The sequence below is a fragment of the Actinoplanes sp. NPDC048796 genome, assembly GCF_040650035.1.
GTDB lineage: Bacteria > Actinomycetota > Actinomycetes > Mycobacteriales > Micromonosporaceae > Actinoplanes.
Genome location: NZ_JBEZGO010000021.1, coordinates 23,509 through 46,835 on the forward strand (window position 1 = coordinate 23,509; position 23,327 = coordinate 46,835).

General features: G+C 72.0%; 22 protein-coding genes and 1 pseudogene. 10 read left to right on the plus strand and 13 right to left on the minus strand.

The annotated features are described in order from the left end of the window. The first annotated feature begins 80 nt into the window (after positions 1-80). Positions 81-887 carry a LysR substrate-binding domain-containing protein gene (locus tag AB0C26_RS42430; protein ID WP_360260054.1) on the plus strand — a complete coding sequence of 269 codons (807 nt, stop codon included), beginning with the start codon at positions 81-83 and terminating at the stop codon, positions 885-887. A 1-nt stretch (position 888) separates the two neighbouring features. Here the strand turns inward: AB0C26_RS42430 and AB0C26_RS42435 are convergent, their stop codons facing one another. Then, positions 889-1,143: a hypothetical protein gene (locus AB0C26_RS42435; RefSeq protein WP_360259863.1), complete on the minus strand. Its 255-nt coding sequence runs from the start codon at positions 1,141-1,143 to the stop codon at positions 889-891. 163 nt (positions 1,144-1,306) lie between these two features. On the opposite strand from AB0C26_RS42435, the gene AB0C26_RS42440 reads away from it, so the two are divergent. From AB0C26_RS42440 to AB0C26_RS42450, 3 genes are all read left to right on the plus strand, one after another. Further along, positions 1,307-2,758 carry a GGDEF domain-containing protein gene (locus AB0C26_RS42440; RefSeq protein WP_360259865.1) on the plus strand — a complete coding sequence of 484 codons (1,452 nt, stop codon included), beginning with the start codon at positions 1,307-1,309 and terminating at the stop codon, positions 2,756-2,758. 4 nt (positions 2,759-2,762) lie between these two features. After that, positions 2,763-5,795, plus strand: a complete 3,033-nt coding sequence (locus AB0C26_RS42445; RefSeq protein WP_360259867.1) for a PAS domain S-box protein — start codon at positions 2,763-2,765, stop codon at positions 5,793-5,795. Positions 5,796-6,177: 382 nt separating this feature from the next. Continuing rightward, positions 6,178-6,540 carry a hypothetical protein gene (locus tag AB0C26_RS42450; protein ID WP_360259869.1) on the plus strand — a complete coding sequence of 121 codons (363 nt, stop codon included), beginning with the start codon at positions 6,178-6,180 and terminating at the stop codon, positions 6,538-6,540. Positions 6,541-7,457: 917 nt separating this feature from the next. Here the strand turns inward: AB0C26_RS42450 and AB0C26_RS42455 are convergent. Genes AB0C26_RS42455 through AB0C26_RS42470 form a run of 4 tightly spaced genes read right to left on the minus strand, consistent with a single transcriptional unit; the run spans position 7,458 to position 11,537 of the window. Beyond that, complete coding sequence (locus AB0C26_RS42455) at positions 7,458-8,207, minus strand: hypothetical protein (RefSeq protein WP_360259871.1); 750 nt, start codon at positions 8,205-8,207, stop codon at positions 7,458-7,460. Further along, positions 8,204-8,506 carry a PadR family transcriptional regulator gene (locus tag AB0C26_RS42460; protein ID WP_360259874.1) on the minus strand — a complete coding sequence of 101 codons (303 nt, stop codon included), beginning with the start codon at positions 8,504-8,506 and terminating at the stop codon, positions 8,204-8,206. Before AB0C26_RS42460 ends, AB0C26_RS42455 begins: the two co-directional genes overlap by 4 nt. 47 nt (positions 8,507-8,553) lie before the next feature. Then, entirely contained in the window at positions 8,554-10,905 is a 2,352-nt protein-coding gene (locus AB0C26_RS42465; RefSeq protein WP_360259876.1) for an MMPL family transporter, read from the minus strand. Positions 10,906-10,925: 20 nt separating this feature from the next. Then, positions 10,926-11,537, minus strand: a complete 612-nt coding sequence (locus tag AB0C26_RS42470) for a TetR/AcrR family transcriptional regulator (RefSeq protein WP_360259878.1) — start codon at positions 11,535-11,537, stop codon at positions 10,926-10,928. A gap of 52 nt (positions 11,538-11,589) precedes the next feature. Between AB0C26_RS42470 and AB0C26_RS42475 the strand changes: the two genes are divergently transcribed. Continuing rightward, entirely contained in the window at positions 11,590-12,294 is a 705-nt protein-coding gene (locus tag AB0C26_RS42475; RefSeq protein ID WP_360259880.1) for an ElyC/SanA/YdcF family protein, read from the plus strand. On the opposite strand, the gene AB0C26_RS42480 is transcribed toward AB0C26_RS42475, so the two are convergent. From AB0C26_RS42480 to rpoD, 6 genes and pseudogenes are all read right to left on the minus strand, one after another. Next, a complete protein-coding gene (locus AB0C26_RS42480; protein ID WP_360259882.1) occupies positions 12,284-13,252 on the minus strand; it encodes a zinc-binding dehydrogenase in 969 nt (322 codons plus the stop codon). The genes AB0C26_RS42475 and AB0C26_RS42480 overlap by 11 nt on opposite strands. After that, the gene (locus AB0C26_RS42485; protein WP_360259885.1) at positions 13,249-14,316 is read right to left on the minus strand and encodes an alkene reductase; all 1,068 of its coding nucleotides are present in this window, start codon (positions 14,314-14,316) and stop codon (positions 13,249-13,251) included. Before AB0C26_RS42485 ends, AB0C26_RS42480 begins: the two co-directional genes overlap by 4 nt. Positions 14,317-14,327: 11 nt before the next feature. Then, the gene (locus AB0C26_RS42490) at positions 14,328-14,891 is read right to left on the minus strand and encodes a TetR family transcriptional regulator (RefSeq protein ID WP_360259888.1); all 564 of its coding nucleotides are present in this window, start codon (positions 14,889-14,891) and stop codon (positions 14,328-14,330) included. Between the two features lie 556 nt (positions 14,892-15,447). After that, complete coding sequence (locus AB0C26_RS42495; protein WP_360259890.1) at positions 15,448-15,918, minus strand: SRPBCC domain-containing protein; 471 nt, start codon at positions 15,916-15,918, stop codon at positions 15,448-15,450. Beyond that, positions 15,915-16,244 carry a metalloregulator ArsR/SmtB family transcription factor gene (locus AB0C26_RS42500; protein WP_360259893.1) on the minus strand — a complete coding sequence of 110 codons (330 nt, stop codon included), beginning with the start codon at positions 16,242-16,244 and terminating at the stop codon, positions 15,915-15,917. The genes AB0C26_RS42495 and AB0C26_RS42500 overlap by 4 nt, the downstream gene beginning before the upstream one ends. 49 nt (positions 16,245-16,293) lie before the next feature. Further along, positions 16,294-17,325, minus strand: a pseudogene (gene rpoD / locus AB0C26_RS42505) (RNA polymerase sigma factor RpoD); the annotation flags it as partial. 288 nt (positions 17,326-17,613) lie between these two features. Between rpoD and AB0C26_RS42510 the strand changes: the two are divergent. The 4 genes from AB0C26_RS42510 to AB0C26_RS42525 are packed head-to-tail and all read left to right on the plus strand — an operon-like array spanning position 17,614 to position 20,114. Beyond that, entirely contained in the window at positions 17,614-17,817 is a 204-nt protein-coding gene (locus AB0C26_RS42510) for a hypothetical protein (protein ID WP_360259895.1), read from the plus strand. After that, positions 17,804-18,682 carry a MerR family transcriptional regulator gene (locus AB0C26_RS42515; RefSeq protein WP_360259897.1) on the plus strand — a complete coding sequence of 293 codons (879 nt, stop codon included), beginning with the start codon at positions 17,804-17,806 and terminating at the stop codon, positions 18,680-18,682. The genes AB0C26_RS42510 and AB0C26_RS42515 overlap by 14 nt, the downstream gene beginning before the upstream one ends. A gap of 35 nt (positions 18,683-18,717) precedes the next feature. Continuing rightward, entirely contained in the window at positions 18,718-19,485 is a 768-nt protein-coding gene (locus tag AB0C26_RS42520; RefSeq protein ID WP_360259899.1) for a class I SAM-dependent methyltransferase, read from the plus strand. After that, a complete protein-coding gene (locus tag AB0C26_RS42525; protein ID WP_360259901.1) occupies positions 19,482-20,114 on the plus strand; it encodes a pyridoxal 5'-phosphate synthase in 633 nt (210 codons plus the stop codon). Before AB0C26_RS42520 ends, AB0C26_RS42525 begins: the two co-directional genes overlap by 4 nt. A 1-nt stretch (position 20,115) precedes the next feature. Here AB0C26_RS42525 and AB0C26_RS42530 read toward each other — a convergent pair whose 3' ends face one another. Continuing rightward, positions 20,116-20,469 carry a DUF4267 domain-containing protein gene (locus AB0C26_RS42530; RefSeq protein ID WP_360259903.1) on the minus strand — a complete coding sequence of 118 codons (354 nt, stop codon included), beginning with the start codon at positions 20,467-20,469 and terminating at the stop codon, positions 20,116-20,118. Between the two features lie 90 nt (positions 20,470-20,559). Between AB0C26_RS42530 and AB0C26_RS42535 the strand changes: the two genes are divergently transcribed. After that, a complete protein-coding gene (locus AB0C26_RS42535) occupies positions 20,560-21,123 on the plus strand; it encodes a TetR/AcrR family transcriptional regulator (RefSeq protein WP_360259905.1) in 564 nt (187 codons plus the stop codon). Here the strand turns inward: AB0C26_RS42535 and AB0C26_RS42540 are convergent. Beyond that, positions 21,047-23,254, minus strand: coding sequence for an MMPL family transporter (locus AB0C26_RS42540; protein ID WP_360259907.1), 2,208 nt, complete (start codon positions 23,252-23,254; stop codon positions 21,047-21,049). The genes AB0C26_RS42535 and AB0C26_RS42540 overlap by 77 nt on opposite strands. Positions 23,255-23,327: the final 73 nt, after the last annotated feature.

The window sequence follows — 23,327 nt, forward strand, 5'->3', positions numbered from 1 at the left end:
TCTTACGGTGCGCCCGGCGGGGCATCGGGGTCCAAGACCTGTTCCGTCGCCTGTAATACCCTGAGGGCATCGACGTCGACCTGCGGAAGCTTCGCTACTTCGTGGCCGTCGCCCGCCACCTGCACTTCGGGCGGGCCGCGGCCGAGCTGCACATCGCCCAGCCCGTGCTGTCCCGCCAGATCCGGGCCCTGGAGACCGAACTCCGGGTGGAGCTGTTCCGGCGCGACCGGCGCTCGACCGAACTGACCGATGCCGGCCGCCGCCTGCTGGACGGGGCCGAGCCGTTGCTGGCCGCGGCCGAGGCTCTGCGCCGGCGGGTGGTCGCGCCGGACCGGTTCGTGGTCGCCTTCATGCCCGGCCTCATCGTCACCGAGGCCGTCCGGCGGTTGCGCGACAGCCACCCCGGTCTGACAGTCGAGGTCGTCCGCACCACCTGGAACGATCAGGTCGAGGTCCTGCGCGACGGCCGTGCCGACGTCAGCTACGTCCGGTTGCCGGTCGACCAGCGTGGGCTCACGGTCCGCCCGCTGACCAGCGAGCCCCGGGTCGCGGTGCTGCCCGCCGGTCACCGCCTGGCCGGCCAGGGGACGGTGTCCATCGGTGACCTCGCCGGCGAGACGCTCCTGCAGAGCCCGGAGGCGGTTCCCGAGTGGCGCCAGGTGGCGGCCGTCGCGCCGGTGCCGGCGCGGGCGGTCGAGGAGAAGCTGGAGAACGTGGCGGCCGGCCGGGGGATCGTGGTACTGCCGCTGTCGGCGGCCACCTACTACACCCGGCCGGACGTCACCTGGTCCCGGATCGCCGACATCCCGGACAACCAGGTCGCTCTGGCCTGGTTGTCCGTGCGCCGCGACCCGCTCCTCGCTGAGTTCGCCGCCCTGGCGCTGTGACTCAGCGCTGGAAGCGGGCCGGAACCCAGCGGCTGCGGGACCTGGCGCGGGCGGCACGGCGCCGGACCAGGAGCACCGCGATCAGGCCGCCGACCGCGGCCAGGGCGCCCGCCGCGGGGACCTTGTTCCGCCGTACGGCGCCCGGCGCCTGGGAAGCGCCCGCGGCGATCGTCTCGCGCAACCGGCGGCGAGGGGTCTCGGCGGTGGGGACCTCCGGGTCGATGACGGTGCTGCTGGCGGTCTTCTCGACGCTCATGGCACTCCTCGTTCTCGAGCCGACCGCGGCACGGGGAGGCGCCGCGGCTGTTGGGCCGATCCGTGCCCGGTCTCGCTGATCGGCTAACCGGGAACCCGGTTCATTCATCACACCCGCGCGTGGAACCCGTCATGTCGGGGCCCCGGATGCCGATGCAGGCGACGTGAGATCTCGTCGAGGGTGGGCCGCGGTAGTCGCCGTGGTGGCGCTGGGTGGCTTCCTCGTGGTGCCCGACGGCGGTCTGGCGCAGGTGCTGTGGCAGGTGGCCTGCGGCTGGCTCGCCGCCGTGATGATCGTGGTGGGGGTGCGGCGCCATCGGCCGGGGCTTCCGGTCATGTGGTGGCTGGTCGCGGTGGGGGTGGCCGGGAACGCCGGCGGCATCCTCGTCGAGTACCTGCTCACGCGTACCGGGGAGGATCCGGGTTTTCCGTCCTGGGCCGACGCCGCCTACCTGTCGCTCTATCCGGCCGTCGCGGTCGGCCTGCTGCTGCTCATCCGGCGGCGCGCCGCCCACCGCGACCTGTCGACCCTGGTCGACGCGGCCATTCTGACCACCGGCGCCGGCCTGCTGTCCTGGGTCTTCCTGATCAAGCCGGCGGCCTCCGACCCGTCGATCGGGCTGCTCGGCCACATCGTCAGCGTGGCCTATCCGGTCGGCGACATCGCCCTGCTGGCCATGACCGCCCGGCTGCTGCTGAGCGGCGGGGCCCGCAACACCTCGTTCCGGCTGCTGGGTGCGGCCCTGCTGTGCTTCCTGGCCGGCGACGGCGCCTGGGCGGTGGTCAACCAGATGGTCTGGGAGGCCGGTCCGCTGGCCCACAAGATCATGTCTGACGTGTTCCTGGCCGGCTACCTGCTCTTCGCGGCCGCCGCCGTCCATCCGAGCGTCCGCCGGCTGACCCGGGCCGTCGCGCCGCGCTCGGCCCGTCCCAGCCGTGGCCTGCTGCTCGTGCTGACCCTCGTCTCGCTCATCGCGCCCGCCCTGCTGATGTTCCAGGCCGCCCGGCACGACGCCATCGACGCCCAGGCCATCGCGCTCGGCTGCGTCCTGCTGTTCCTGCTCGTCGTGGCCCGGATGTCGCAGCTGATCAGCCAGCTCGACGTGCAGACCGAGAAGGTGCGCGAGCTGGCCGTCACCGACGAGCTGACCGGCCTGCCGAACCGCCGCGCCTGGAACACCGAACTGCCCCGCACGATCGAGCGGGTGCGGCGCACCGGTGACCCGCTGGCCGTGGCGATCATCGACGTCGACCATTTCAAGCAGTTCAACGACGCGTACGGCCACCTGGCCGGCGACCGCCTGCTCAAGGAGGCGGCCGCCGCCTGGCAGGAGCAGCTGCGCACGGCCGACCACATGGCCCGCTTCGGCGGCGAGGAGTTCGTCGTCATGCTGCCCGCCGCGTCGGCCGCCCAGGCCCGCGACATCGTCGACCGCATGCGCCTGGCCACCCCGCGCGGGCAGAGCTTCTCGGCCGGCGTCGCCGTCTGGGACGGTACGGAGACCGCCGAAGGCCTGACCGCCCGCGCCGACGCCGCCCTGTACGCGGCCAAGGACGCCGGCCGGAACCGGGTTCACGAGGCCGCCCACGAACTCGCCCGGAGCTTCCTAGACTGAGAAGATGCTGCTCGCGGTGACCTCCGCGTACGCGGTGATCTTCGCCTGGATGGGCTACCGCTACCTGCGGCGGCGCGATCCTCTGCTGCGCGACGTGATGGTGATGTTCGCGTCGGTGGCGATGATTTTCGCGCTCGGCCTGGTGGAGGCGTTCGGCGGATCGGCCTCGCCCGTGGTGCGGGGCGTGCTGGTGGCCACGCTGCTGGCCAAGCCCGTCATCACCCTGCGGCTCGTGGCCCGGCTGCGGCCGGTCCCGGCGTGGCTGCTGGCCGCCGCGACCGGAGCGTGGGCGGTCAGCGCGGCCCCGCTGGTCGTCGCCACCGGCGGAACCCCGCCCCGCGCGCAGATCTGGCTCGCCGCCGGCGTCTTCTTCTGCCTGGAGGCCCTGGCCGGCGTGCTGCTGGCCGCCCAGGCACGCTCCCTGGGCGGCGCGGCCCGGGTGCGGCTGTGGAGCGCCGCGGCCGCCACCGCCCTGTTCGGCGTCGCGGTGCTGACCTCCGCGGCCGGGCGGTCCACGGCCGTACACTCGCGGGTCCTGGCCCTGGCCGCCGGCCTGCTCTACCTGCTGGCCTTCGTGCCGCCCCGGCGGCTGCGCCGGATCTGGTCGACCGGCGCCGCGTACGCCATGACCCAGCAGCTGCTGACGGTGCCGCCGGACGCCCCGGCGACCGAGACGTGGCGGCATTTCTGCCACGGCGCGAGCCAGGTGCTGGGGGCCGACGTGGCGGCCGTGCTGCTGCCCACGACACCCGGGCGGTTGCAGGTCCTGGCGTACGACGATCGGGCCCTTCTCTCCCGGGAGGCCGAGGACCGCGACCTCGACGACCTGCTGGCCGCCGGCTTCACCCTCGACGCGCTCGCCGGCTGGACCGGCCCGCCGGCCGTCGCGGTCGAGCTCGCCCAGGCCACCGGCACCCGCTACGTCACCGCGACGCCGATCACCACGCCGGGCGGGCAGGGCGCGCTGGTGATGCTCAGCCGCCACCGGAGCCTGTTCGCCGACGACGACATAGCCCTGTTCACCGAGCTCGCCGACCAGGCGGCCGCCCTCGCCCAGCGAGCCATGGTGCTGGCCGAGAGGCAGCGGCTGGCGGTCATCGTCGAGTCGTCGCCGAACGCCGTCATCGGCCGGTCCCTCGACGGCGTGATCACCAGCTGGAACGCCGGCGCCGAGCGCCTCTACGGCTATCGGGCGGCCGAGGCCATCGGCCAGGACATCGCCCTGATCTTCCTGGACGGGCAGGACGAGACCGAGCGGGCGCTGGTGACCCGGGCCGCCGCCGGTGAGCGCGTCGAACAGGACCAGGTGCGGCGGCGGCACCGGGACGGCCGGATCGTCACCGTCGCGCTGACCCTCTCGGCCATCTGCGACCCGTCCGGCCAGGTGACCGGGGTGGCCGGGATCTACCGTGACATCAGCGAGCGCCGCCGGGCCGAGCGGATGTTCCAGGGCCTGCTCGAGGCGGCGCCCGACGCCATGGTCGGCGTCGACCGGGACGGCACCATCACCCTCGTCAACGCACAGACCGAGGAGCTTTTCGGGTACGCCCGTGAAGAGCTGCTCGGGCGCAACGTCGACATCCTGGTCCCCGAGCGGGTCCGCGCGGGCCATCCGGGGCAGCGCGCCCGCTACTTCGCCGAGCCCCGGACCAGGCAGCTGGGAGGAGGGGCGACGCTGGCGGCCGTACGCAAGGACGGCTCGGAGTTCCCGGCCGAGATCAGCCTGTCCGCGCTGGAGACCGACGAGGGCCTCATCGTGTCGGCCGCCATCCGCGACGTCACCGACCGGGTGACCGCCCAGGCCGAACGGGAACGCCTGATCACCCAGGCCGAACGCGACGCCGCGGAACGCCGCCTGCAGCACACCCGCCGCCTGGAGAGCCTGGGCCAGCTGGCCGGCGGCGTGGCCCACGACTTCAACAACATCCTGGCCATCATCGGCAACTACACGGAGCTGCTGCTCGACACGCTGCAGGCCGACAACCCGGCGCCGGCCGACCTGGCCGCGGCCCGCGACGACCTGGGCCAGATCGGGCACGCGGCCGAACGGGCGGCCCAGCTGACCAAGCAGCTGCTGGCGTTCGGCCGCCGCGACGTGACACAGGCCCAGGTGCTCAGCCTCAACCACGTGGTCGGCGACGTCGAGCAGATGCTGCGCCGCACCCTGGGCGAGCACATCCACCTGATCACCCACCTGGACCGCCGGCTGCGCACGGTCCACGCGGACCCCGGCCAGCTCGAGCAGATCCTGGTCAACCTGGCCGTCAACGCCCGCGACGCCATGCCCGGCGGCGGCACCCTGTCCATCGACACCGGCAACGCCGACCTGTGCCCGGAGGACGCCGGCGACTACAACTTGCGCCCCGGCCCGTACGTCCGGTTGCGGGTGAGCGACACCGGCAGCGGCATGCCACGCGAGGTGCAGGAACGCGCTTTCGAGCCGTTCTACACGACGAAGCCGCGCGGCGCCGGCACGGGCCTGGGCCTGGCCACGGTCTACGGCATCGCCACGGCGGCCGGCGGCGACGTGCACCTGTACTCGGAACTCGACATAGGCACCACGGTCACCATCATGCTGCCGGCCACGGACCGGTCCGTGCCCACCGGCGACAGCGCCACGGAGCCGCCCGGCGAGACCACCTCACCCCCGGCACACGAGACCATCCTGATGGTCGAGGACGAGGACGCCCTGCGCCAGACCACGGCCCGCATCCTGACCCGTGCCGGCTACCGGGTCCTGGCGGCCGACGGAGGCGCCCAGGCCCTGCACCTGGCGCAGACCCACCCCGAGGCCATCGACCTCCTGCTGACCGACGTGATCATGCCCAAGATGATGGGCAACGAGGTAGCCGTACGCTTCGCCGACGTCCGCCCGGGCGTCCCCGTGCTCTACATGTCCGGCTACGCCGAACCGGTCCTCACCGACAACGGCACCCTCCCCGACGGCGTGGTCATGGTCGAAAAGCCTTTCACCAGCCGAGAACTGCTCCACCGAGTCCGCGACGTCCTGTCCCGCCGAGCCCCGGTCAGCCGCTGACCGCCCCCTCGCGAGACCGCCACCGGCGTGATCGTGCCGGGACGGCTATCTCTTAGTCCGCTGCAGCACCCGCCATAGGTCGCGGAAGGCCTCGACAACGAGCCCCGCTCCGAACATCAGGGTCAAGAGAAAGGCACCGAATTTCCAGCCTGTACTTTCAGACCAGTACAGGCTGGAAATCGCCATCATGGCGCCACCCAGGAGCAGTCCGAGGACCGGGGGCAGCAGGCGAGTCCTGCTCCCATAGTTCGGTTTGGCCACGACGGCATGCTAGCCACCACGGTCTCTTTAGCCACCACGGTTTTTTGGCCATCGGCTCCGGTGGCCGCACGGACGGCGGCAGATCCGGAAGTTCCCAGCGCCGGAGCGAGATCATGGATGAATGCTGAAACCTCCCGAGCCTTTCCCCGATCTAGACCCGTTCCGGGGCGGGGTGGCGGCTTTGCGGCGGAACGGCGAAGTGGCCGGCCATGTGGCGACGCAGGTGGGCACGTTCTGGGCGCCTTTGAGCTTTTCCCGCCGTCGTCAGTGGTGGGTCTGGTTCATTGTCGTGTGGGCGGACGGGCATCGCGAACCGCTCGACGAGGATTACCCGCCGTGGACCGTGGTCGGTGACATGGTGGCGGGGAGCTTCCTCTGGGAAGAGGCCGACGCACATCAGGGGAGCTACACCGTTGACTGGCTGCCGGAGGAAGCGGGCCGCGAGACGTTGTCGGCACTCGGAATACGTCCGGAGGATTTCTGACCGGCCCGGTCGGACAGCTCACTCATCGGCATGAGCGCGCGCAGCTACCCGGCAGCCGAAGGGATGAGCTGGACAGGATCTCCAGGTGCGGCCGGCGGAGATTGTCCCGGCTGCAGCCGGCTCCGCTCCGTCATAGCCTCGCAGCGATTCACCAACGATCTCCCGCCAGGAAATCTTGCCAGCGCACTGCGCTGGGCACGCCGACGCGCCGCGCGGGGGAGCGTCGCCCTGAGCATGAGCCCCACGGGCCGCGCGAAGCGTCGCCCTGAGCACGAGCCCCACGAACCGCGCGAAGCGTCGCCCTGAGCACGAGCCCCACGGACCGCGCGAAGCGTCGCCCGCACCGTGCCCTGTCTCGCAGCCCTCAATGGCGACGTCAGTAGCCGGGCACCGACGATGGTGGCGGATGGGGCGGGGTGGCTGACGGTGGTGGCAGGTTGTGGTCGCCCCTGGAGGGGTGGCTCCATGATGGCGGCGGGTCGTGCCCGGGCGCTGGCCGGCCGGCACACGACAGCGGCAGTCGCGGTGGGGCCTCAGGGCGGCGGCGCACGACGCTCGCGGTCGAGCGTCGCCTACTCGGGTGCTGGCCGCGCCGCATCCGACGGTCGCAGGTAGCGGCCGGCGGCACGCCACGGTGCCTGGTTGAACTCGAGCACTGATCGGGCGCCACCCGAAGGCGGTGGGCCGTGCAGCGCTGGGAGAACCCGGCGGCGTGCGGGGCGGCGGACAGCGGCCGGTCTGTCGGGACCGTACGCGAAGGGCGGCGCCAAGCTCCGGTCCGGCGGCGTGCGAGGCGGCGGACCGGAGCCGGCGTGCGAGAGCGGGGCGGGCTCACGCGCAACGGCAGGTGGTGGTGGCTGCGTGCCGGTCGGGTAGCGGCGGAGCGAGGTGGGAGGCGGCCGGGGACGGAGGGGCGGTCAGGTGCTTACTCGGCGGTGGATCAGGAAGGCGCCGGCTGCTATCAGGGCGACCGGGATGCCCAGGCGCCAGGCGGCCACGATGAGAAGGCCTCGCGGGTCGGTGGCCTGGGCTATCTCCTCGGTCGCTGTGATCAGGCCGGCGGAGAGGGCCAGGCCCGCGGCCAGCAGGATGCGTTCGTCGATCAGGGTCCAGAGGAGCAGGGCCAGCATCAGGGCCGACTGCGACCACGGGGGCAGGGTGTAGTCGACGGCCCAGGCGATGGCCAGCAGGATCGGGAGGGGGTTGCGGACCGGGAGGGTGGGTGCGGGGAGCAGCAGCAGGACGGCGGCCAGGGTGTAGGCGGCTATCGCGGCCGTGCTGGTCTGGTCGGTGCCGCTGAGCAGGAGCGCTGAGAGGGACAGGCCCAGCGCCGGCAGGCGGGCGCCCAGCATCACCGCGGCGGCGGCCAGGCCGGCGCAGATCCAGGTGGCGATCATGAGGTCGTTGAGGAGTATCACGCTGTAGCGCAGGTCGAGGACCGGGGCTGTCGCGCCGGCGACCAGGAGCATCAGGGCGGCCGCGCGGGTCGCGTAGAGCCAGCGCAGGCGGGCCGGATGGTCGCCGCCGCTGCGGGCGCGCAGGGCGCCGAGCAGGAGTGTGGGCGCCTCGCGATGCCAGGGGCGGCCGGTTTCCTCGAGCACGCCCAGCATCTCGTCGCGGGGGTGGTCCGAGGGGTAGAGGCGGACCATCGCCTCGTACGGGGTCATGCCGGCCTCACCCGCAGGACGATCCGGGCCGCCTCGGCCATGCGGGTGGCTTCCGCCTCGAGGGCGGCGCGGCCGTCGGGGGTCAGCGCGTAGTGGCGGCGGGCTCGGCCGTTCACCACCTCGTCGCGGACCACCTCGATCAGGCCGTCGCGGCTGAGGCGGTCGAGTGCCTGGTAGAGCGTGCCCGTGGACAGCGTGACGCGCTGGCCGGACAGTTCGGCGGCGCGCGTGATGATCGCGTAGCCGTGGCGTGGCTCGTCCTGGAGTGCCGCCAAGATGAAGTACGTCGGCTCCCTCATGGCGGCACTATATGGCGACTACTTACATATGTAAAGCGCGACCATCGTCAGGCACCTGTAGGCGAGGGCACGCGCTCCTCGTGCGGGGTGGCGGGGTGGCTGCGTTCGAGGGCGGCGCCCTCCACGTCCACGTTGGGCAGGATCCGGTCGAGCCAGCGCGGGATCCACCAGGCCGACCGGCCGAGCAGGTGCATCACGGCCGGGATGACCAGCATGCGTACGAGGAAAGCGTCGGCCAGCACGCCGAACGCCAGGCCGAAACCGAGGGACCTGATCATCGCGGTGTGCGAGAAGATGAAGCCGCCGAAGACCGAGATCATGATGATGGCGGCGGCGGTCACCACCGTACGGCCGGCGTGCACGCCCTGCCGGACGGCGAGCCGGGCCGGGGCTCCGTGCGCGTACGCCTCCCGCATGCCCGAGACCAGGAACAGCTGGTAGTCCATGGCCAGGCCGAACAGGATGCCGATCAGGATGGTCGGCAGGAAGCTCAGGATCGGGCCCGGATCGTGGACGCCGAAGACCGCGCCCAGCCAGCCCCACTGGAAGATCGCGGTGATCGCGCCGAAGGTGGCGAACAGCGACAGGACGAAGCCGAGCGTCGCGGTGAGCGGCACCAGCAGCGAGCGGAAGACGAAGATCAAAATGATCAGGGACAGGCCGAGTACGACGCCCAGGTAGAGCGGGAGTACGTCGGAGAGCTGCTCCGAGATGTCGATGTTGCCGCTGGCGCTGCCGGCCACGCCCAGGGTGACGTCGCCGTCCAGCGGTGACAGGTCGCGCAGGTCGCGGACCAGCTGCTCGGTCGACTCGCTGGACGGGCCGTCGGCCGGGATCACCTGGAAGGCCAGCAGCGCGCCGTCCTTGGACTGCCCGATCGGGGCGACGGCGGTGACGCCGCTCGCGCCCATCAGGGCGTTGCCGACGCGGACCTGTTCGGCCAGTACGGCGTCGCCGGTCACCGCGGCCGGGAGTTCGGCCACGACCAGCAGCGGGCCGTTGACCCCGGCGCCGAACTTCTGCTCGGTCAGCTTGTACGCCTGATATTGCGACGAGTCCTCCGCCTCGGAGGAACCGTCGGGCAGTCCGAGGCGGATGGAGAGCGCCGGGATGGCGATGACGATCAGGGCGGCCAGGCCGGCGAGGGCGGTGAGCAGCGCGCGGCTCGTGCTCATCGGCTTGCCGGGAACGGCGGCGGCGGCGCGCTTTCGCCGGCCGAGCACCCGCCGGCCGAGCAGGGAGAGCAGGGCCGGGGTCAGCGTCACGGCGACGACGACGGCGACCGCGACGCAGATGGCGCCGACGGTGCCCATCATGCCGAGGAAGCCGATGCCGGTGACGTTGAGCGCGAGCAGGGCGACCAGCACGGTGGCGCCGGCGAAGACGACCGCGTTGCCCGAGGTGCCGTTGGCCAGGCCGATCGACTCGTGCAGGTCCACGCCCGCCAGCAGCTGGCGGCGATGCCGGTTGAGGATGAACAGGCTGTAGTCGATGCCGACGGCCAGGCCGAGCATGACGCCGAGCACCGGGGTGATCGAGAGCATGTCGACGGCGCCGGACAGGGCGAGCGACGCGGTGACGCCGACCCCGACGCCGACCAGCGCGCCGACCAGGGGCAGGGCGGCGGCGAGGAGCGAGCCGAGCATGACCAGCAGGACGATGGCGGCGACGACGACGCCGACCACCTCGCCGACGCCGAGGACTTCGGGGACGCCCTGGGTGATGTCGTTGGAGAAGGCGGCCTCGACCCCGGCCGGGACGCCGGCCGAGACGTGGTCGACGACGCCGTCCTTGGTCTCCTGGGTGACCTCCATGCGCGGCTTGTCGAAGACGACGGGGGCGGTGGCGGCGCTGCCGTCCTCGGCGACCAGCCGGATCCCGGCCGACATGGCCAGCAGCTGCTGCGACAGCTTCAGCTTGGTGGCCTGCGCCTCCAGCTGAGCCTTGGCCGCCTCCTGCTCAGGCCCGGCCGCGGGGACGGCGGCGAGCTGGGCCAGGCCGGCGTTCACCTTCTCCAGGCCGCCGGTGACCTGGGCGGCCTGCTGAGCGGCCTGGGCCTGGGTGGCGAACGGGTCGGTGGCCGAGGCGACGCCGTCCAGCTCGCCGGTGCTCTTGAGCAGGGCGCCGACGGCCGCCTTCTGTTCGTCGGTGAAGGCGGAACCGTTCGCGGTGTGGAACACGATGGTGCCGGAGCCGCCGCTGGCGCTGGGGAACCGCTGCGCCAGCTGCTGGGTGACCTGGTCGGTCTTGGTGCCGGGGATGGTGACCTGTGACGACAGGGTGCCGCCGAAGGCGAAGTACGCGGTGACGGACAGCCCCAGGATCACCACCCAGGCGATCACGACGGTCCAGGCCCGCCTGGCGCTGAAGCGCCCCAGACGGTAAAGCAACTCGGCCACGGGGGAGTGCCTCTCTGATATCAGGTGGGGTAACCGGTGCGGATGCTGTCGATGAGCCGGTCCAGCAGGTGTTTCCACAGCAGACGGGCGTCCTCGCCGACCACGGCGCCGGTTTCGGCGATCCAGTGGTGGGCGATCACCTCGGTGCCGTGCATCAGCGAGCTGACCAGGATCTCCGCCTCGAGCGCGTCCAGGTCGGTGTGCCGCTCGGCGAGCAGGCGGGCGAGGTCGATGGTCGTACGGGAGAAGGTGGCCTGAAAGATCTGCTGGGGCCGGGGATCGCCGGCGCCGAAGCCGCCGAGGGCGCGATAGAGAAAAGCAATCAGCGAGGGTACGTCGGTGGATCGCAGCGCCGCGGACACGGTGGCGAAGGTCGACGCGGCCGGGGCGGTGCTGATCCGGTCGAGCACATTGTCGACGACGACACCGAGGACTTCGGTGCACACGGTCGTCACGACGTCGTCGATGGACGCGAAGTGGTTGAAGATCGTGCGCCGCGAGACGTCGGCCCGCTCGGCCAGCAGGTCGACGCTGAGGCGAGAGTTGCCGTCCTCGGAGGAGATCAGCTCCTTGGCCGCGTCGAGAATGGCCCGCCGATGCCGTGCCTTGAGCGCCGCCCGCCGATCCGTCACCCCAATTACATTAAGTGCATCGTTGCACTCGGCGCAAAGTAGGGTGGTGATCATGCGCTGGGCCGATGACATCAACACCCTGGTGCGCTTCTGCGCTCGCCGCGACGTACCCGAGCTGACTCCGGGAACGGCCGATGTGGCCATCCTGTTCGGTGGCAGCATCGTGGCCGGCGCCGAGGTCTTCGCCGAGGCCATGCGGGCGGGGGCCGCCGACCACTACATGATCGTCGGCGGCGAGGGGCACACGACGGCGGCGCTGCGGGAGGCGCTGGGTGTGGACGGCGGGACGGAGGCCGCGCTGTTCGACGGCTACCTCCGGGAGCGGCACGGGCTGGCGGCGGACTTCCTCGAGGAGGAGTCGACGAACTGCGGAAACAACGTCACTTTCGCGCTGCGACTGTTGCGGGCCACCGGCGTACGGCACGCGAGTCTGATTTTGATCCAGGACGCGACGATGCAGCAGCGGATGGACGCCGGGTTCCGCCGGCACGCGCCGGCGATCCGGCTGGTGAACTACGCCGCCCACCGGACTCTCGTGGAAGAGGCCGATGGGCGGCTGTCGTACGTGGACCCGCCGGCGGGCATGTGGTCCATGGAGCACTACGTCACGCTGCTGATGGGCGAGATCCCGCGGATGACCGATTACGGTCCCTCGGGGCGCGACTTCATCGCCCACGTCGACGTGCCGGACGAGGTCACGCGCGCGTTCGAGCGGTTGCGGGCGGACTTCCCGGTCAGGCAAGCGATCAGGGAATGAGCAGGACCCGGCCGAAGGCGGCGCGGCTCTCGATGTAGCGGTGGGCGTCGGCCGCCTCGGACAGCGGGAACTCGCGGTCGATGACCACCTTGAGCTCGCCGGAGGCCACGCGGGTGATCAGCTTCTCGATCAGGGCGCGGGTCCGGGCCGGGTTGTACGACATCTCGGCACCGAAGTAGACGCCGTTCAGGGAAGCGCTCTTGCCCATCAGGGGGCCCAGCTGCGGCGAGTACGTGTCGCGGCTGGCCTGGCCGACCCAGCTGATCCGGCCGCGGTAGGCGAGGGCGTTGATGCTGCCCTCCAGGGTGCGGCCCCCGACCGGGTCGACCACCAGGTCGACGCCGCGGCCGCCGGTCAGCTCCCGGACCCGCTCGACCACGTCCTGGTCCTTGTAGTTGATGGCGTGGTCGAGGCCGTAGCCGGCCAGGCGGGCCAGCTTCTCGTCGCTGGACGCGGTGCCCAGGACCGTGGCGCCGGCCGCCTTGGCCAGCTGCACGGCGGCCAGGCCGACCCCACCCGCGGCGGCCTGGATCAGGACCGTCTCGCCGGCGCGGAGCCGGCCGAACTCGAACAGGCAGTCGTCGGCGGTGCCGAACTCGACCGGGATGCCGGCCGCGACCCGCGGGTCCATGTCGTCGGGCACCACGTACACGTTGGGCAGCGGCACCGCGGCCAGCTCGGCGTGCGAGCCGGCCATCATGAAGGCGACCGCCCGCTGGCCCACGCGCACGCCGGTCACATCGTCACCGACGGCGGCGATGGTGCCGGCCGCCTGGTAGCCGCCGACGTGCGGGGCGGCCGGCAGCGGGGTGCCCTGCCGGTGCAGCAGGTCGCCGCCCTGCACGCCCACGGCCTGCACGCGCAGCAGCACCTCGCCCGGCTTCGGGGCCGGGTCGGGCACCTCCTCGTAGCGCAGGACCTCGGGTCCGCCGTTCTCGTAGTAGACAGCCGCTTTCATGCCAGCTCCTCCAGCGTGGGGTAGTCGGTGTATCCGGTGGCGCCGCCGACGTAGAAGGTGGCGGGGTCCGGGGTGTTCTCGTCGGTGTCGCGGTGCCAGCGGACGGCCAGGTCCGGGTTGGCGATGGCGGCCCGGCCGACCGCCACGGCGTCGCCGAGCCCGTCGGCGAGCAGGCGGGCCGCCTCCTCGCGGGTGGTCGGCGTGCCGAAGCCGGTGTTCACGATCGCCGGCGCGGCCATCGCGTGGCGCAGCTTCTGCACCAGCTCGCCGGCCGGGTCCGCGTGCAGGATGTCGACGAAGGCCAGGCCCAGCGGGGCGAGGGCTTCGGCCAGGGCGGTGTACGTGGCGGCGACGTCGGCCGGGTCGGTCTCCAGCGCGCCCTGGATGTTGTGTTCGGGCGACAGCCGGATGCCGGTGCGCTCGGCGCCGACGGCGGCGGCCACCGCGGTGACGACCTCGACGGCGAACCGGGTCCGGTCGGCGTACTCGTCAGTACGGACGTTGGCCGCGGGGGAGAGGAACTGGTGGATCAGGTAGCCGTTGGCCCCGTGGATCTCGACGCCGTCCATGCCGGCCGCGATGGCGTTGCCGGCGGCGGCGGCGAACCCGGCGACGATCTCGGCGATCTCGCCGGTGGTCAGGGCATGGGGGACGGGCAGGTCGGCCTTGCCGTCGGGAACGCGGATCTCGCCGGGGGCGGCGAGAGCGCTGGGTGCGACGGTACGCCCGGTGCCACCGACCGCCGGATGCGAGATGCGCCCGCCGTGCATGATCTGCATGACGATCGCGCCGCCGGCCTCGTGCACGGCGTCGGTGACCCGGCGCCAGCCCGCGACCTGCTCGGCCGTCTCGATGCCGGGCTGGCCGATCCAGGTGCGGCCCTCCCGCACCGGCCAGGTGCCCTCGGTGACGATGAGCCCCATGGAGGCCCGCTGCCGGTAGTACTCGACGAGCAGATCATTGGGTACGCCGTCGTCCTGCCCGGCGCGAATACGGGTCAGTGGCGCCATCACCAGGCGGTTACGCAGCTTGATGGAGCCGAGCTCCAGGGGAGTGAACAGCATCAGTTGTCCCGTCAGTCCGTGCTCAAATTGGTGTAGCGACAGGCCTCGCGGAAGATCTCGAGCAGATCGGCGTCCTCGCCGTCGTGCCGCCGCAGCGCCCAGTCGTCGAGAGCGGCCCGCAGCGCCGCACTGACGGTCTCCATGACCACCCGGGCCCGAAGGCCACCGCCCATCAGCTCCTGGTTGGCATGGCAGGCCTGGCTGTCGAAGGCGACAGCGGCCCGGTTGAGGTTGTCGTCGCGCGCGAGCAGACAGCGCACCCGCAACAGCCGGTCGACGGCCCCGTCGCGCGTCCGCACCGCGGCCAGTGTCGCTTCGACGGCCTCGAACACGTTCCTGCCCCGCGCGAGTTCGGCGGTGAAGGCCTCCTGGAACGAGCGGTTGACCCCGAGCGCGGCATCTTCCTTGGTCGGGAAATACCGGAAGAAGGTGCGCTGCGACACCCCGGCCGCGGCGGCGATGTCCTCGACGGTGGTCCGCTCCGACCCGCGCTCACTGAACAGCTCGAGCGCCACCGCCTCGATCTCCGCCTGGGTGGCGAGCCGGCGGCGCTCGCGCAGATCATTGCCTGTCACAGCAACATGCTAGCACCTGCCAACGTGGCAGTGACCGGCACTTTGCCACTGGCTGCCACGTCGGCGCCAGGATCGACGGCGATGCCTGAGCCTTTCCAGCGACTGCGCGAACGGATCACTCCCGAGGTCGCTCGTGTCCTGGCCGCGCCGTGCAGCCGGCGTCGAAGAGTTCATCGCGGCGCGCCGTTGGGACACGGACTGTCTGGACCAGCCGTACGGGATCGGCGCTCAGAGTGATGAGCTCGACGCGCCGACCATCCAGCTCCTTCGCCACCGCTACGACGAGCGGCCGCCGTCGGCGGGATGGCCCGGGCACACGGTGCTGCGCTTCGAAGCCGGCGGCATGCGGATCCTGTTGTGGAACTGGGTGGGCCAGTGCGACTGGTGGATCTCGAGCCCGGACCCGGAACTGCTGTACCTCGAGGTCAGGACTCTGACCACGCGGTTCGGCCTGGACGCCTTCGTCTCGTCGGACCCGGCCGGCAACGAGATCGAGCAACGCTTGGCGAGAGTGGTCGGCCGGCCCGGGCTAGGCGAAAGCGGCCAGGGTGACGGACTAGCTGAGCTGTTCGGCCTCGCGGGCCAGTTGGCCGGTGACGGTGCCCCAGCCGTCGAGGAAGCCCAGCTTTTCGTGGTGGGCGCGGGCGGCCGGGTCGCCGTGGCGGACCAGGACGCGGTAGTCGGTGCCGTCGGGATGGTCGGCGAAGGTGATCTCGGCGGTCATGGCCACCGGCTGTGGGGTGGCGGGGCGCCAGGCGCTGTCGACGGCGTTGGTGAAGACGAGGCGTTCCAGGTCGTCGACCACCAGGAAGGCCGCGTCCATGTGGGGTGCGAAGGCCGAGCCGCCGTCGCTCACGCTGGTTCGCAGGGCGCCGCCGGCGTGGGGTTCGAGGCGGTCGACGCGGCACACGGCGGGGGCGGGGATCCACCACTTCGCGAAGCGGTCCGGGTCGGTCCACGCCTTCCAGACGGCGGCGCGCGGGGCGCGGATGACGCGCTGCAGGCTGAGGTCGAGGTCGGGGTTCACGATCGGTCCTCCTGAAGGAACTGCTCGAGGCGGTCGGTGCGCCGCTCCCAGACGTCGCGCTGCTCGGCGAGCCAGTCCTCGACGACGGCGAGGCGTTCGCGGTTGAGCGCGCAGGTGCGGACCCGGCCCTGCTTGGCGGTGTGGATCAGGCCGGCCGATTCGAGCGTGCGCACATGCTTCATGAAGGAGGGCAGGGCCATGGGGTACGAGCGGGCGAGCTCGCCGACCGTCGCCGGGCCCTCGCCGAGCCGGCGGACGACGCCGCGGCGGGTCGGGTCGGCCAGGGCGACGAAGACGTCGTCCAGCTGCGCCGAATAGTTAGCCACGAGGCTAAGTATTGACGCCGTGTGGGCACCGCGCAAGGGCTCCGGAAGATCAGAACAGGTAGTCGGACAGCTGGCGAGAGCGGGCCGGGTGGCGCAGCTTGGCCATCGTCTTGGACTCGATCTGGCGGATACGCTCGCGGGTCACCCCGTACACCTGGCCGATCTCGTCGAGCGTGCGCGGGTTGCCGTCGCGGATGCCGAAGCGCAGCCGCACCACGCCGGCCTCGCGCTCGGTGAGCGTGGCCAGCACCGCCTCGATCTCGTCCTGGAGCATGCCGAAGCTGACCGCGTCGAGGGCGACGACCGCCTCGCTGTCCTCGATGAAGTCGCCGATCTGGGAGTCGCCCTCGGCGCCGAACGTCTGATCCAGCGAGATCGGCTCCCGGGCGTACTGCTGAATCTCGAGGATCTTCTCGACCGGCATGTCCATCTCGGCCGCCAGCTCCTCGGGCGTGGCGTCCCGGCCGTTGCGGTGGAGCAGGTCGCGCTGGATGTGGCCGAGCTTGTTGATGATCTCGGCCATGTGCACCGGAATGCGGATGGTGCGGCTCTGGTCGGCCATCGAGCGGGTGATGGCCTGGCGGATCCACCAGGTCGCGTACGTGGAGAACTTGAAGCCTTTCGCGTAGTCGAATTTCTCGACCGCGCGGATCAGGCCGACGTTGCCCTCCTGGATGAGGTCGAGGAACGCCATGCCGCGCCCGGTGTAGCGCTTGGCCAGCGACACGACCAGCCGCAGGTTCGCCTCGAGCAGATGGTTCTTGGCCCGGTCGCCGTCGCGGACGATCCACCGCAGGTCGCGCCGGTGCACGCCGTCCATCTCGGTGCCGTCGGCGTCGGCCGCGCGCAGCAGCTCGGCCGCGTAGAGCCCGGCCTCGATCCGCTTGGCGATGGTCACCTCCTGCTCCGCGGTGAGCAGCGGAACGCGGCCGATCTCGCGCAGGTAGGCCCGCACGGTGTCGGTCGTGGCGACGCTCTGCGCCTCGGCCGCGGCCTGGCGCACGGCCTCGATCTCGGCGGCCTCGTCGGTGTCCCAGTCGAAATCAGACGGCCCGGCGGCGGAACCGGCGGCGGCTGAACTGACGGCGGTGGCGGAACGGGCGGTACTGGATGTCATGCCCAGGCTCCCGGGATGGCTCGTGGCATCGCGGGCCGCAGGGTTCGCACCGCGGAGAGGCCATCTGGTCCTCGCGAACCGCGAGGTCAGGGAATTATAACCGGGTTGGGGCCGCTCCCGCCGCCCGAGACGTGGTCAGAGCCCGGCCAGACCGTGTGGTGAACGACCCGGGGTGACGGTGCCGCCGGGCGCGATGGGGGCCGCTGGGATACTTCTGGGGCCAGAACAGTTGTGACGGGTAGGGGGATCGCGTTGCCACAAGGTCCCCGGCGGCTCAGCTCACACCGGCTGGCCCTCGCGCTGGCGCTGCTGTCGGCGGGTCCGCCGCTGGTCATCCACGAGGGATGGCCCGGCCTGGCGCTGGCCCTGGTCGCCGCCGTGTACGCCGCCTACCTGGTGCTGGGCAAGCGCTGGCCGCGCCTGCCGCGCCGACGGGGGCGGCGTGCGAGTCGGTGAGCTGGCGCGCCGCACCGGCACGACGGTGCGGGCCCTGCGCTACTACGAGGCGGCCGGTCTGGTCGTGCCCCGGCGCCTCAGCAACGGCTACCGGGAGTACGAGCCGGTGGCGGTGCGGCAGGTCACCCAGATCCGCGAGCTCATGGCGCTGGGCCTGTCCGTCGAGGAGACCCGCCCGTTCGTCGAGTCCATCGCCAACGGCGACGACGTCTGCGCGGCGGCCCTCGCGACCTTCCGCAGCACGGTCACCAACCTGGAGAAACGCATCAGTGAGCTGACCGCTCAGCGCGCCGCCCTCGACGCCCGCATCGACGAGGCCGCGCGCCAGGTGGTGACCGGCGGGGTTTCCCCCGGCCCGGGCGTGGCCGAGCTGGCCGGCCGGCGGCTGCCACCGCTCACCTTCTTCGCCAGCGACGGCCGCCTGGTCGACCTGCGCGCACTCGGCCCCGGCCGCAGCGTGATCTTCGTCTATCCGCTGACCGGCCGCCCCGGCGTCGACCTGCCGCGCGGCCTGCTGGAGATCCACGGCGCGCGGGGGAGCACCGACCAGGCGATCTGGCTGCGCGACCACCACGCCGAGCTCCTGGCCGCCGGCGCCGCCCGGGTGTACGGCCTGTCCGCGCAGTCCACGGGCTACCAGCGTGAGCTCGTGCACCGGCTCCGTCTCCCGTACCCCCTGATCCCGGACCCGCGCCTCGGCCTGGCCGCCGCTCTCGGCCTGCCCACCCTCGCGGCCGGCGATCTGACCCTCTACGAGCGGCTCACCCTGGTCGTCGCCGGCGACCGCGTGGAGCACGTCTTCCACCCGATTCCCAACCCGGCCGCGCACGCGCTCGAGGTGATGCGCTGGCTCAATCGCTCTTGACCCGGACCCTTGGGTACGGGTTTAGCGTCGCCGTCATGACGAAAATCTTGAGCGGCGACGTCGACTACGAAACCCGGGGCTCGGGGTACGCGCTTCAGCGGCGCCCCGACCCTCGGATCGCCGCGACCCTGCACGCGGCCCTGGGCGACGCCCGGACCGTCCTCAATGTCGGCGCCGGCGCCGGCTCCTACGAGCCCACCGACCGGTACGTGGCAGCGGTCGAACCCTCGGCCCGGATGCGCGCCCAGCGCCCACCGTCGGCTGTTCCCGCGCTGGACGCGGTCGCCGAGAACCTGCCGTTCGACGACGGCGCGTTCGACGCGGTGATGGCCACCGTCACCGTGCACCAGTGGCCCGACCCGGCCCGCGGCCTGGCCGAGCTGCGCCGCGTCGCCCGTGGGCCGGTGCTCGTGCTGACTTTCGACGCTGCCGCCCTCGACCGGTTCTGGCTGGCCGCCTACGTGCCGGAGCTCATCGCCGCCGAGCGGCGCCGTTTTCCCGCCGTCGACGTCATCGCCGACGCGATCGGGCCCCGCTCCGAGGTGCGCGAGGTGCCCGTACCCATCGACTGCACCGACGGTTTCACCGAGGCCTTCTACGCCCGCCCGTCGGAATTCCTCGATCCCCGGGTGCGGGCGGCCCAGTCGGCCTGGGGGTTCGTCGACGAGGCGGCCACGACGCGAGCCGTCGAGTCGTTGCGCGCCGACCTCGAATCGGGGGCGTGGGACGAGAGATACGGCCACCTCCGTACCCAACCGCGGTTCGAGGGCTCGCTGCGCCTGATCGTGGGGCACCGCCGATGAGGGACTACCTGCGGGCCCTGCCCGTCTTCGCCGGTGAGCTGCCGTCCTTCGACCCGTCGGCGGCGCCGGCCCGGCCGGACCAGCTCTTCATCGAGTGGCTGATGGCCGCCGTCGACGCGGGCGTCCGCGAGCCGCACGCCATGACCCTGTCCACGGCCGGGGCCGGCGCCCGCGTCCTCATCCTCAAGAACGTCGACGAGGACGGCTGGCAGTTCGCCGCCCACGCGGCCAGCCCCAAAGGCCGCGAGCTGGCCCGGGATCCGGTCGCCGCGCTCACTTTCTACTGGTCGCCGCAGGGCCGCCAGATCCGGGTCCGCGGCCCCGTGCACCCCGCGCCGCCCGAACGGAGCGCCGCCGACTTCCTGGCCCGCCCGCCCGGCTCCCGCGCGGAGGCTTCGCTCGGCCGTCAAAGCCAGGTCCTCGCCGACCGGGCCGTCCTCGACGAGGCCGTGGCCGGGGCCCGCCACCGGATCGACACCGACCCGGACTTCGTCGATCCGGGCTGGACGCTCTACACCCTCGCCCCGGACCGGGTGGAGTTCTGGCAGGCCGACAAGGAGCGCAAACATACGCGCCTGCGCTACGCCCGAACGCCCTCGGGCTGGACCCGCGACCTGCTCTGGCCGTGAGCTAGGCGGCGAACAGCAGGGCCGCGCTGATCAGCACCACGATGGCCGTGGCGAAGTGGATGCCGAAGGCGGTGGCGCGGGTGCCGCCGTTGCGCAGCACGATCACGGTGTCGCCGAACGGGGCGATGGCGACCACGAGCATGAACCAGGCCGCCGCCGTGGTGCCCGCGAAGAAGAGCAGGCAAAGGCCGAGGACGCCGTACGTCAGGTCGCGCACCCCTTTGACGCTCAGGTAGGCGCCGCGCGTCGACGGCACGCCGTAGCCGGCCGCCGCGGTCTCGGGCTGGAGCAGGAACCGGGCACCGATGAAGATGATGAACAGGTCGAGGGCAATGGCCAGGCCGTACGCGAGCATGGTTCCTCCATGAATTTCTAGCGCCGCTAGAACTCCTACCGACGCTAACAGAGCGTCGACAGAAAACCTAGCGGTGCTAGAATCGTGGGCATGACGACCCAGGCACGGCGGCTGCGGGAGCGGGCCGAACGCGAGCAACTGATCATCACGGCGGCCCGGGAACTGGCCGAGGCCGAGGGCTGGGAGGCGGTCACCACCCGGCGCCTGGCCGAGCGGGTCGAGTACAGCCAGCCCGTGCTCTACAGCCACTTCGCCGGCAAGGAGGCCATCATGGCCGCCGTCGCCGTCGAGGGCTTCACCGAGATGGCGGCCCACATACGCGCCGCCCGCGAGCGGTCCGGGGACCGGCTCGCGGGCGTCTGCGCCGCCTACCTCGACTTCGCGGAGCGGCGGCCGGCCCTCTACGACGCGATGTTCAACCGCGCCAGCACCCTGCCGTTCGCCACCCCGGAAGCACCCGGCGCCCTGCACGACTGCTTCGACGAGCTGCTTGCGGTCGTACGCCCGATCGCCGCCGGCGACGACGAGGGCCTGCTCGCCGAGCTGCTCTGGAGCGCCCTGCACGGCCTGGCCACGCTCACCCGCGGTGGCCGCCTGCCGCGTGAGCTCCATGAGCGACGGCTGGCGCTGCTGCTGAGCCGGCTGTCGCGCTGACCGTCAGCGACTGGCCCTCGGCGTCGATGTGGGGCAGGATCCGGTCCAGCCCGCGCGGCATCCACCAGGCCCTCTCGCCGAGCAGGGCAAGCAGGGCCGGCACCAGGATCATGCGGACCACGAAGGCGTCGGCCAGCACGCCGGCGGTCAGGGCCAGGCCGATCGAGGCGATGATCGACATCGGGGCGATGGCGAAGGAGCCGAAGACCGAGGTCATGATCAGGGCCGCGGCGGCCACCACCACCGCCGTACGGCCGAAGCCGTCCAGAACCGACTCGGCCGGTGTCAGGCCCTTGCGGTGGGCCTCGTGGATGCGCGAGACCAGGAAGACCTGGTAGTCCATGGCCAGGCCGAACAGGATGCCGACGATGAGGATCGGCACGAAGCTCAGGATCGGATTGCCGGCGGGCGCGGCGAACAGGCCGCTGAGCCAGCCCCACTGGAAGACCGCCACGGTCACGCCGAAGGCGGTGCCCAGCGACAGCAGGAAGCCGAGCGTGGCCATCAGCGGCACCAGCAGCGAGCGGAACAACACGATCAGCAGGAGCAGCGAGAGCCCGACCACCAGCACCAGGTAGACGATCAGGGCCTGGCGCAGCGCGTGGTTGAGGTCGATGTCGATGGCGGTCTGGCCGGTCACCGACAGCTGGACGCCGGCGAACGTCACCCCGCGGATGCTGTGCACCAGCTCGTACGTGCTGTCGTCGATCGGGCCGCTCTCGGGGATGACCCGCAGCAGCGCGGCGCCGCCGGACTTCGTGACCCCGGCCGGATCGACCGCGGCGACGTCCGGCAGCCTGCCCAGCGCGGCCGTGACCTCGGCGACCTGGCCGCCGGCGCCGTCGCCCTCGAGCAGCACGATCAGCGGGCTCTGCGAGCCGGCCCCGAACTTCTCGGCGATCAGGTCGTAGGCGGCGCGCTGGGTGCTCGCCGGGTCCTCCCCGCCGGGCGTGGTCAGGGCCGTCTTCATGGAGAGGGTGGGCACGGACAGGGCGAGCAGCCCCACCACCACGGTGACCGCGATCAGGCCGGGCCGGCGGACGACCACCCGGATCCAGCGGTCCAGGAAGGTGAGGCGGGTGGCCCGGGCCTGCGCGTGCGAGGCGCCCCCGCGCTCGCGGCGCGGCAGCACCCTCGTACCCATGAAGCGCGCCAGCGCCGGAAGCAGGGTGAGGGCCATCAGCACGGCCACCGCCACGGTGGCCGCGGCGGCCAGGCCCATCTCGGTGAGGAAGCCGATGCGGACGACCGACAGACCGGCCAGGGCGATGATGACAGTGGTGCCGGCGAAGACGACGGCGGAGCCGGCCGTGCCCGCGGCCCGGCCGATGGCGTCCTCCAGGCCGCGGCCCTCCCGCAGTTCGTTACGGACGCGGGCCAGGATGAACAGGCTGTAGTCGATGCCGACGGCCAGGCCGATCATGACGGCCAGGGTGGGCGTGGTGGAGCTGATCGGGTGCAGCGCCGAGAAGGCCAGCACGCCCAGGATGCCGACCAGGACACCGACGAGCGCGACCAGGATGTTGGCGCCGGCCGCGACCAGGGAGCCGTAGGTGACCAGCAGGACGACGAACGACAGCAGCACGCCGACGATCTCGCTGACCCCGCCCACCTCGGCCCCCATGGCCTCGATGGAGCCGCCGACCTCGGCGTTCAGGCCGGCGGTACGGGCCTGCTCGGCGACGGCGACGACCCGGTCGTACGTGGCCTCGGTGTCGTCGTCGGTGAGGCCGGTGAAGGTGACGGTCGCGACCGCGGTCGTGCGGTCGGCCGAGACGTACGGCCGCTGGGGGTCGAAGGGGTTGCTCACCGAGGAGACGTGGGGAACCTTCCGCGCCTCCGCGAGCGCGGTCCGCGCGGCGCCGGCGGTCAGCGGCGAGCCGTCGCGCGTGCTCAGCACCAGCTGAAGGCTCTCCTGATCCGAGGAGGAGCCGGTGCCGGGAAAGTACGTGCCCATCCGCTCGAGGGCGCGGCTGGATTCGGAGCCGGGCATGGAGAAACCGCCGTCGCCGAACTTCATGCCGGTCGCGGCGCCGGCGCCGACGGCGACCGCCACCAGCGCCCACACCAGCAGGACGAGACCGCGACGGCGCGCACTGGCGACACCGAGCCGATAGAGAAGACGAGCCATACCGAAAGCCTGGCCGCCGGCACCCCTCGGTGTCGTCGTCCCGCCGCAGACACCGCGGCGTACCGCCGCCGGA

What these genes read in the sequence shown, in the direction of transcription:
- AB0C26_RS42435 (WP_360259863.1), bottom strand. Translation starts at nt 1,143, where the DNA reads ATGAGCGTCGAGAAGACCGCCAGCAGCACCGTCATCGACCCGGAGGTC.
- AB0C26_RS42445 (WP_360259867.1), top strand. Translation starts at nt 2,763, where the DNA reads ATGCTGCTCGCGGTGACCTCCGCGTACGCGGTGATCTTCGCCTGGATG.
- AB0C26_RS42450 (WP_360259869.1), top strand. Translation starts at nt 6,178, where the DNA reads ATGCTGAAACCTCCCGAGCCTTTCCCCGATCTAGACCCGTTCCGGGGC.
- AB0C26_RS42455 (WP_360259871.1), bottom strand. Translation starts at nt 8,207, where the DNA reads ATGACCCCGTACGAGGCGATGGTCCGCCTCTACCCCTCGGACCACCCC.
- AB0C26_RS42460 (WP_360259874.1), bottom strand. Translation starts at nt 8,506, where the DNA reads ATGAGGGAGCCGACGTACTTCATCTTGGCGGCACTCCAGGACGAGCCA.
- AB0C26_RS42475 (WP_360259880.1), top strand. Translation starts at nt 11,590, where the DNA reads ATGCGCTGGGCCGATGACATCAACACCCTGGTGCGCTTCTGCGCTCGC.
- AB0C26_RS42480 (WP_360259882.1), bottom strand. Translation starts at nt 13,252, where the DNA reads ATGAAAGCGGCTGTCTACTACGAGAACGGCGGACCCGAGGTCCTGCGC.
- AB0C26_RS42485 (WP_360259885.1), bottom strand. Translation starts at nt 14,316, where the DNA reads ATGCTGTTCACTCCCCTGGAGCTCGGCTCCATCAAGCTGCGTAACCGC.
- AB0C26_RS42520 (WP_360259899.1), top strand. Translation starts at nt 18,718, where the DNA reads ATGACGAAAATCTTGAGCGGCGACGTCGACTACGAAACCCGGGGCTCG.
- AB0C26_RS42525 (WP_360259901.1), top strand. Translation starts at nt 19,482, where the DNA reads ATGAGGGACTACCTGCGGGCCCTGCCCGTCTTCGCCGGTGAGCTGCCG.
- AB0C26_RS42530 (WP_360259903.1), bottom strand. Translation starts at nt 20,469, where the DNA reads ATGCTCGCGTACGGCCTGGCCATTGCCCTCGACCTGTTCATCATCTTC.
- AB0C26_RS42535 (WP_360259905.1), top strand. Translation starts at nt 20,560, where the DNA reads ATGACGACCCAGGCACGGCGGCTGCGGGAGCGGGCCGAACGCGAGCAA.
- AB0C26_RS42540 (WP_360259907.1), bottom strand. Translation starts at nt 23,254, where the DNA reads ATGGCTCGTCTTCTCTATCGGCTCGGTGTCGCCAGTGCGCGCCGTCGC.